This is a genomic window from Paratractidigestivibacter sp. (assembly GCF_963660155.1).
GTDB lineage: Bacteria > Actinomycetota > Coriobacteriia > Coriobacteriales > Atopobiaceae > Paratractidigestivibacter.
Genome location: NZ_CAVKWG010000050.1, coordinates 63,911 through 70,491 on the forward strand (window position 1 = coordinate 63,911; position 6,581 = coordinate 70,491).

A 6,581-nucleotide genomic window follows, 5' to 3' on the forward strand; every position below is an offset into this window, starting at 1 on the left:
AAAACGGGCGGGGCGGCTCCGATGACGGGGCCGTCTCGCCGTTTCGCCGTTACGCCGCGCCCGCCGCACGGCGTCTATGGTAGGTTGCGAACGGGGGAGGCATTTCGATGTGGATCTTGAAGAAGATAAACAACAACTGCGCACTGGCTCGCGACGATGACGGGCAGGACCTCGTTGTCTTTGGCAAGGGCATCGCGTTTCGGCGTCCGCCGTTCGAGCTCAAGGACCTGTCGTGCGTTGAGCGCACGTTCTACGGCGTGGGCGGGGCCTCCATCGCGGCGCTTAAGGACATCCCTCAGGACACCCTCATGCTCGCGGCTGACATTATCGACTACGCGAGCGACAAGCTCGAGTGCGCGTTCAACCCCAACGCGCCCGTGACGCTCGCCGACCACATCAACTTTGCCGTTAGCCGCGTTGAGCAGGGCGTCGTTATCACATCGCCGCTCTCGTTCGACGTGCTGCACCTGTACCCGCGCGAGGTCGCCGTGGCCAGGCGGGCCGTGAGCCTCGTCAAGTCGCGCCTCGGCGCGCAGCTGCCCGAGGCCGAGGTGACCAACATCGCGCTGCACCTCATCGACAGCGAGTCCGAGCAGGGCGACATGCAGGCGACGATTCGCGCCGCCGAGGTGCTCGAGGACGTGACGGGAATCGTGTCCGAGCATTTCGGCGAGGTGGATGCCGCGTCGTTTACCTATGCGCGCTTCGCCACGCATCTGCGCTACCTGCTCGAGCGGATCCAGAACGGCAAGGAGGCGCAGGACGGCCTCGAGACCATGCTGCCCGCCATGAAGGAAGCCTATCCGGAGGCCTATGCCTGCGTGGCGGATATCCTCGCGTATTTCTTGGCGGCGCGCGGCTGGGAGTGTTGCGAGAACGAGGTGCTCTACTTGCTCATGCACGTGCAGCGCCTTCGTGCCACGCTGCAATAGGGGCGGGTTTTATCGGTGGGGCCTGGGCATCGCTCCTCGATTTGAGGGTTTTGCGTTGTCAGATTTTAGCCCGGGACGCAAAACCCATGATTTGAGGATGAAAGCTTCCTGTATTTTGGGGTTTTGCGCGATGGCGCTAATGCCGCGGGCGCAAAACCCTCAAATCGAGGATTAATCACCGGCCAATACGCGCGTGGGAACGGCGAGAGCCGCAGACGCGTCCGTCAGCGGGCGGATGACCGTTCGCGGAATGGTTGGCCTCGCGAGCGGTAAATTCCGGTATTTCTCTTTACATTTGAAGCGCTTCAACCCATACTACAAATCAACAGGATTGAAACGCTTCAAATCACATTAATCAAGGAGGTCCCATGCTCGTCGAAACCAAGGCCAAAGTCGGCGTCTTCTCAATCGCCCTCGGCGCCTATCTCCCGCAGTTCCCGCAGCTCGTGCCCAATTTCGAGCAGCAGTACGCGGACTTCAAGGCCACCCTGCCCACCACCGTCGAGCTCGTGGACGGCGGCATGGTGACCACCAAGGAGGCGGCCCAGGACGCGGGCGACCTCTTCCGCGCCGCCGACGTGGACCTCGTCATCCTCCAGATGCTCACCTACGCCACGAGCTACAACGTGCTGCCCGCCGTGCGCGACCTCGACGTCCCCGTCGTTGTCGTCAACGTGCAGAAGAAGGCCCAGCCCGACTACGCCGCGACCGACATCCCCATCTGGCTCGGCGACCTCTACGCCTGCGGCGCCCCCGGCGAGGTCGTGGCCGACCTCAACCGTGCGGGCAAGCGCCACGCCGTCATCACCGGCGTCGTCGAGGGCGGCGACCCCGAGGTCACCCGTCAGCTCGACGAGTGGTGCCGCGCCGCCCAGGTCCGCCGCCGCCTGCGCCGCACCAACATCGCGCAGATCGGCCGCCCGTACCCCGGCATGATGGACCTCTACATCGACGAGACCAACCTCTACAACCGCCTGGGCCTCTACACCAAGCAGTTCGACTGGGAGAAGATGTGGGCCATCGCCGACGACATCTCTGACCAGGCCGCCATTGACGCCAAGGCCGCCGAGATCATCGGCACCTTCGACATTGAGGGCGGCGCCGAGGTCTCCGACGAGCCCATCCAGGAGATGGCCAAGTACGTCATCGCCTTCGAGCAGTGGTGCCGCGACGAAGAGATCGGCCTCGTGGCCAGCCACTACGACGGCTTCGCGCAGGGCAAGGCGGGCGTGCTCGACTCGATGCTGATCCCGGCTTTCTCGATGCTCATCAAGCAGGGCACCGCCTGCGCCGTCGAGGGCGACATGAAGGTCGCCGTGGCCATGAGCATCCTGAAGACCATCTCCGGCACGGGCCAGCTCTCCGAGATGTACTCCATCGACTTCCCCGAGGACGTCGTCATCATCGGCCACTCCGGCTCCGGCGACGCCGACATCTCCACCGCCAAGAAGCCCACGCTCAAGGTTGTGCCTGTCTTCCACGGCAAGACCGGCGGCGGCTACCTCACGCAGTTCTACCCGGGCCTCGGCACCGTGACCTACCTCGGCATCACCCAGGACGGCGACGGCAACTTCAAGTTCGTCGTGGCCGAGGGCGAAAACGTCGAGGGCCCGATCTTCACCTTCGGCGACACCAACATGCGCATGAAGTTCTCCTGCGGCGCTCGCGAGTTCATGAACCGCTGGAACGAGACCGGCCCCACGCACCACATGGCCGCCGCCCTCGGCTCCCACATCGACACCATCCTCAAGGTGGCCAAGATCCTGAACGTGCCCGTCGACATCGTCTGCCGTTAAACGCGCGCCTGGTCAAGAGGGGAGAACCACATGGCAGGACGCATTGACACCAAGCACTACGCGGCCGTGGACATCGGCGCCTCGAGCGGCCGTGTGCTCATGGGCTGGGTCGAGGACGGCAAGATGGCCTACGAGGAGGTCTACCGCTTCGACAACGCGCAGGTCCTACGCGACGGCCACAGCTGCTGGGACATCGAGGGCCTCTACGAGCACGTCGTCCGCGGCCTCGCCGCCGCCCGCGAGAAGACCGGCATCGTGCCGCAGTCTATTGCGATCGACACCTGGGGCGTCGACTTCGTGCTGCTCGACGAGAACGACCAGATGATCGGCGACGCCGTGGCCTACCGCGACGGCCGCACTGACGGCATCTTCGAGGTCGCCGACAAGATCATGGACCCCGCCGAGCTCTACGCCCGCACGGGCATCCAGCGCCAGCCGTTCAACACCGCCTATCAGCTGCTGGCCTTGAAGCGCGAGCACCCCGAGCAGCTCGAGGCCGCCCGCACGTTCCTCATGGTGCCCGACTACCTCGTGTGGAGGCTCACCGGCGCCAAGACCAACGAGTACACGAACGCCAGCACCACGGGCCTGCTCGACGCGCGCGCCTGCACCTGGGACCAGGGGGTTCTCGACGCCTTCGGCATCCCGGCGAGCATCTTCCTCGCACCCACGATGCCTGGCGCCGTGGCAGGCGGTCTTTTGCCTGAGGTCGCAAAGGCCGTGGGCTACGACGCGCCCGTCGTGCTCTGCGCGAGCCACGACACCGGCAGCGCGTATCTCTCCGTGCCGGCGCGCGACGAGCACGCGGCGTACCTCAGCTCCGGCACCTGGAGCCTGCTCGGCTGCGAGCTGCCCGAGCCCGTGTGCGGCGAGGCGGCCCGCGAGCAGAACTTTACCAACGAGGGCGGCTACCAGCGCCGTTATCGCTTCCTCAAGAACATCATGGGCCTGTGGATGAACCAGTCCGTGCGCCGCGAGGTCAACGGCGTCGACTACGTGGAGGGCAAGACCGCCAACAAGGCCATGCTCGACCACCAGATCGGCTTCGGCGAGCTTATCCAGATGACGCAGGACGCCGAGCCCTTTGCCGCCTACGTGGACGTCGACGACGAGCGCTTCCTCGCGCCCGACTCCATGTTCGAGGAGATCCGCTCCGCCTGCGCAGACGCGGGCCAGATCGTGCCCGAGACCATCGGCGAGGTCATGCGCACCGTGTACTGCAGCCTCACGAGCTCGTATGCCCGCGCGGTTGCGGGCCTGGCCGAGCTCACCGACCGCGACTACACGAGCCTGAACATCGTCGGCGGTGGCTGCCAGGATAATTATCTTAACCAGATGACTGCCGACGCCTGCGGGATCCCCGTGTTCGCCGGCCCTATCGAGGGCACCTGCATCGGCAACTTCGTCGTCCAGATGATCCGCGACGGCGTCTTCGCGGACCTTGCCGACGCGCGCGCCTGCATCGCCCGCAGCTTCGACATCCGCCGCTTCGACCCTCAGCACTAATGGACAAAGGGACAGTCCCTTTGTCCACTGACAGCAAAAATAAGACGAGGGGAGAGTCCCTTCGTCTTACAAGGAGAGAGGAAAACCTCATGGCTATGGAAGACCTGCAGTTCATCAAGGGCTTTACCCGCATGTGCGACGACGGCTGGCAGCAGGGCTGGCACGAGCGCAACGGCGGCAACCTCACCTATCGCATGACCGACGAGGAGGTCGCCGAGGCCCGTCCGTTCTTCGACGCCGAGCCGCGCGAGTGGGTCAAGATGGGCGTTCGCGGCGAGAACCTCGCCGGCCAGTACTTCGTGTCCACTGGCTCCGGCAAGTACATGAGGAACGTCGCCGGCGACCCCGCCCACAACATCGGCATCGTCGAGATCAACGAGACCGGCGACGCGTTCCGCATCGTCTGGGGCCTGCTTGAGGGCGCCCGCCCGACCTCCGAGTTCGAGAGCCACTACATGAACCATTGCGTGACCGCCGCCCGCACCGACGGCGCGAACCGCGTGATCTACCACGCCCACACCCCGGGCATCATTGAGATGTCCTTCATCGTGCCGCTCGAGGACCGCGCCTTCACCCGCGTCCTGTGGCAGATGATGACCGAGTGCGTCGTCGTCTTCCCGGGCGGCGTGGGCGTCGTGCCTTGGATGGTCCCCGGCGGCCCCGCCATCGCCGAGGCCAGCTCCGAGCTGATGAAGACCTACGACACCATCGTCTGGGCGCACCACGGCCTCTTTGCCGCCGGCCCCGACTTCGACACCACCTTCGGCCTGGCCCACACCGTCGAGAAGGCCGCCCAGCTCTACGTGGCCGCCCGCGCGGCCAACGGCGGCAGCGACAAGTTCCTGAACGTCATCTCTGACCAGGGGCTTAAGGACACCTGCCGCGACTTCAACATCGCCATCAACGAGGAGTTCGTGGACTAGCCTCGCGCTGGACCCCGTTCGGCTGAGAAGCCCGCCGCCCCTTCCTTCTGGCTCAGCGTTCGCGCTACGCGCTCACTCGCTGCGCGAAATCGCCAGAAGCAAGGGGCAGCGGGCTTCTCGGCTTGCGGGGTCTCTCGGTTAGTCGAGCGAACGGGCAGGGATTTAAAAACATTGCATTTTGTACATTTTGGCGGGTAGAAACCTGCAAAAGGGACAGTCCCTTTTGCAGGTTTTCCGGCGCCCGCAAAATAGGGGGTTCTTTACAGGTACGTCCCCAGGTCCAGGTCGGGGGTGTCGGCGCGGCGGGCGCCGGTGCTGGCGCGCTCGATGAGGCCGGTGCCGATGAGGTCCATGTGGCTCTGGGTGGGGTTCGAGCCGCCCTGCTCGATGCGCTTGAGCAGGCGCTTCACGCCTTGTCGGCCGATCTCGGCGCCGGGGGAGGCGATTGTCGTTATCGAGACGTCGCCCGTCCAAGCGAGCGGGTTGCCGTCGCCGCCGCAGACGCGGATGTCGCCGGGGACGTCGAGGCCCTCGGCCGTGAGGCCAGCGATCGCGCCCGCGGCCAGCACGTCGGTGAGGCAGATCACGAAGTCGGGGCGCTTCTCGGCGTCGCGCTTGGCGAGTGCGCGGCCGAATTCGAATCCGTCCGATGCGGTGTTCCAGCTGCCCTCCTCGACGACCTCGAGCTCGATGCTGTGCTCGGCGGCGGCCTCGCTCACGCCCTCGGCGCGCAGGAGCAGCTGCGTGAAGTCGGCGGCGCCGATCATGCAGACGCGGCGCGCCCCCCTCTCGGCCGCGTGCTCGAGGAGCATCCGGCCCTCGGCCTTGTTGTCGGCGGCCACGTAGATGCCCGGCGCGTCAGAGTGGACGTTGAGGTAGACGGTGGGGATGGGGGTCTTCTCCATGGTCGGGGCCCAGGTCTCGCCGGCTGCCATGGGCTGAACGAGGACGCCCGCCATCTGCGCGCCCATGAAGTAGCGCAGGTAGCGGCCCTCGAGCATATCGTCGTTGTCGGCGCTGGCGATGAGCAGGTCGTAGCCGTTGGCGCGGGCCTCTGCCTGCGCGCCGTTGGCGATCTGCAGGCTGAATCCGTGGTCGAGGCGGGGGAGCACGAGGCCGAAGACGCGACTTCGTCCGCCGGCGAGCGAGCGGGCGCTCTGCGAGGGGATGAAGCCGAGGCGATCGACCGTGGCTTGGATGAGCTCGAGTGTCTCGGGCTTGACCTTCTCGGGGTGGTTGAGCGCGTTGCTCACCGTGCCGAGCGAGACCCCGGCCTCGCGCGCGACGTCGCTGATCTTGACCTTGCCCATGGATGCTCCTTGATGCGCTTCAATTGGTTGCATCACAGTGTAGCAGCGCTTTGTTTGGCGCGAGCGGACAAAGGGACAGCCCCTTTGTCCGCTTTCTTGGCCCCGGCGCTCCCA

5 protein-coding genes are annotated in these 6,581 nt (G+C 65.6%); 4 read left to right on the forward strand and 1 reads right to left on the reverse strand.

Annotated elements, in window-relative coordinates; all coding sequences use genetic code 11:
* Positions 1-107 precede the first annotated feature (107 nt).
* From U5709_RS10560 to rhaD, 4 genes are all read left to right on the forward strand, one after another.
* Positions 108-932 (forward strand): PRD domain-containing protein, encoded by an 825-nt coding sequence (locus U5709_RS10560; protein WP_321970530.1) that lies wholly within the window; start codon positions 108-110, stop codon positions 930-932.
* Positions 933-1,300: 368 nt separating this feature from the next.
* Entirely contained in the window at positions 1,301-2,728 is a 1,428-nt protein-coding gene (locus U5709_RS10565; protein ID WP_321970529.1) for an arabinose isomerase, read from the forward strand.
* Positions 2,729-2,758: 30 nt separating this feature from the next.
* Positions 2,759-4,234 carry a rhamnulokinase family protein gene (locus U5709_RS10570; protein WP_321970528.1) on the forward strand — a complete coding sequence of 492 codons (1,476 nt, stop codon included), beginning with the start codon at positions 2,759-2,761 and terminating at the stop codon, positions 4,232-4,234.
* 89 nt (positions 4,235-4,323) lie between these two features.
* Complete coding sequence (rhaD, locus tag U5709_RS10575) at positions 4,324-5,157, forward strand: rhamnulose-1-phosphate aldolase (RefSeq protein WP_321970527.1); 834 nt, start codon at positions 4,324-4,326, stop codon at positions 5,155-5,157.
* 260 nt (positions 5,158-5,417) lie between these two features.
* On the opposite strand, the gene U5709_RS10580 is transcribed toward rhaD, so the two are convergent.
* Positions 5,418-6,467 carry a LacI family DNA-binding transcriptional regulator gene (locus U5709_RS10580; protein WP_321970526.1) on the reverse strand — a complete coding sequence of 350 codons (1,050 nt, stop codon included), beginning with the start codon at positions 6,465-6,467 and terminating at the stop codon, positions 5,418-5,420.
* Positions 6,468-6,581 lie beyond the last annotated feature (114 nt).

Excerpts from the sequence above, each read along its gene's own strand:
- U5709_RS10560 (WP_321970530.1), top strand. The coding sequence starts at position 108 with ATGTGGATCTTGAAGAAGATAAACAACAACTGCGCACTGGCTCGCGAC.
- U5709_RS10565 (WP_321970529.1), top strand. The coding sequence starts at position 1,301 with ATGCTCGTCGAAACCAAGGCCAAAGTCGGCGTCTTCTCAATCGCCCTC.
- U5709_RS10570 (WP_321970528.1), top strand. The coding sequence starts at position 2,759 with ATGGCAGGACGCATTGACACCAAGCACTACGCGGCCGTGGACATCGGC.
- rhaD (WP_321970527.1), top strand. The coding sequence starts at position 4,324 with ATGGCTATGGAAGACCTGCAGTTCATCAAGGGCTTTACCCGCATGTGC.
- U5709_RS10580 (WP_321970526.1), bottom strand. The coding sequence starts at position 6,467 with ATGGGCAAGGTCAAGATCAGCGACGTCGCGCGCGAGGCCGGGGTCTCG.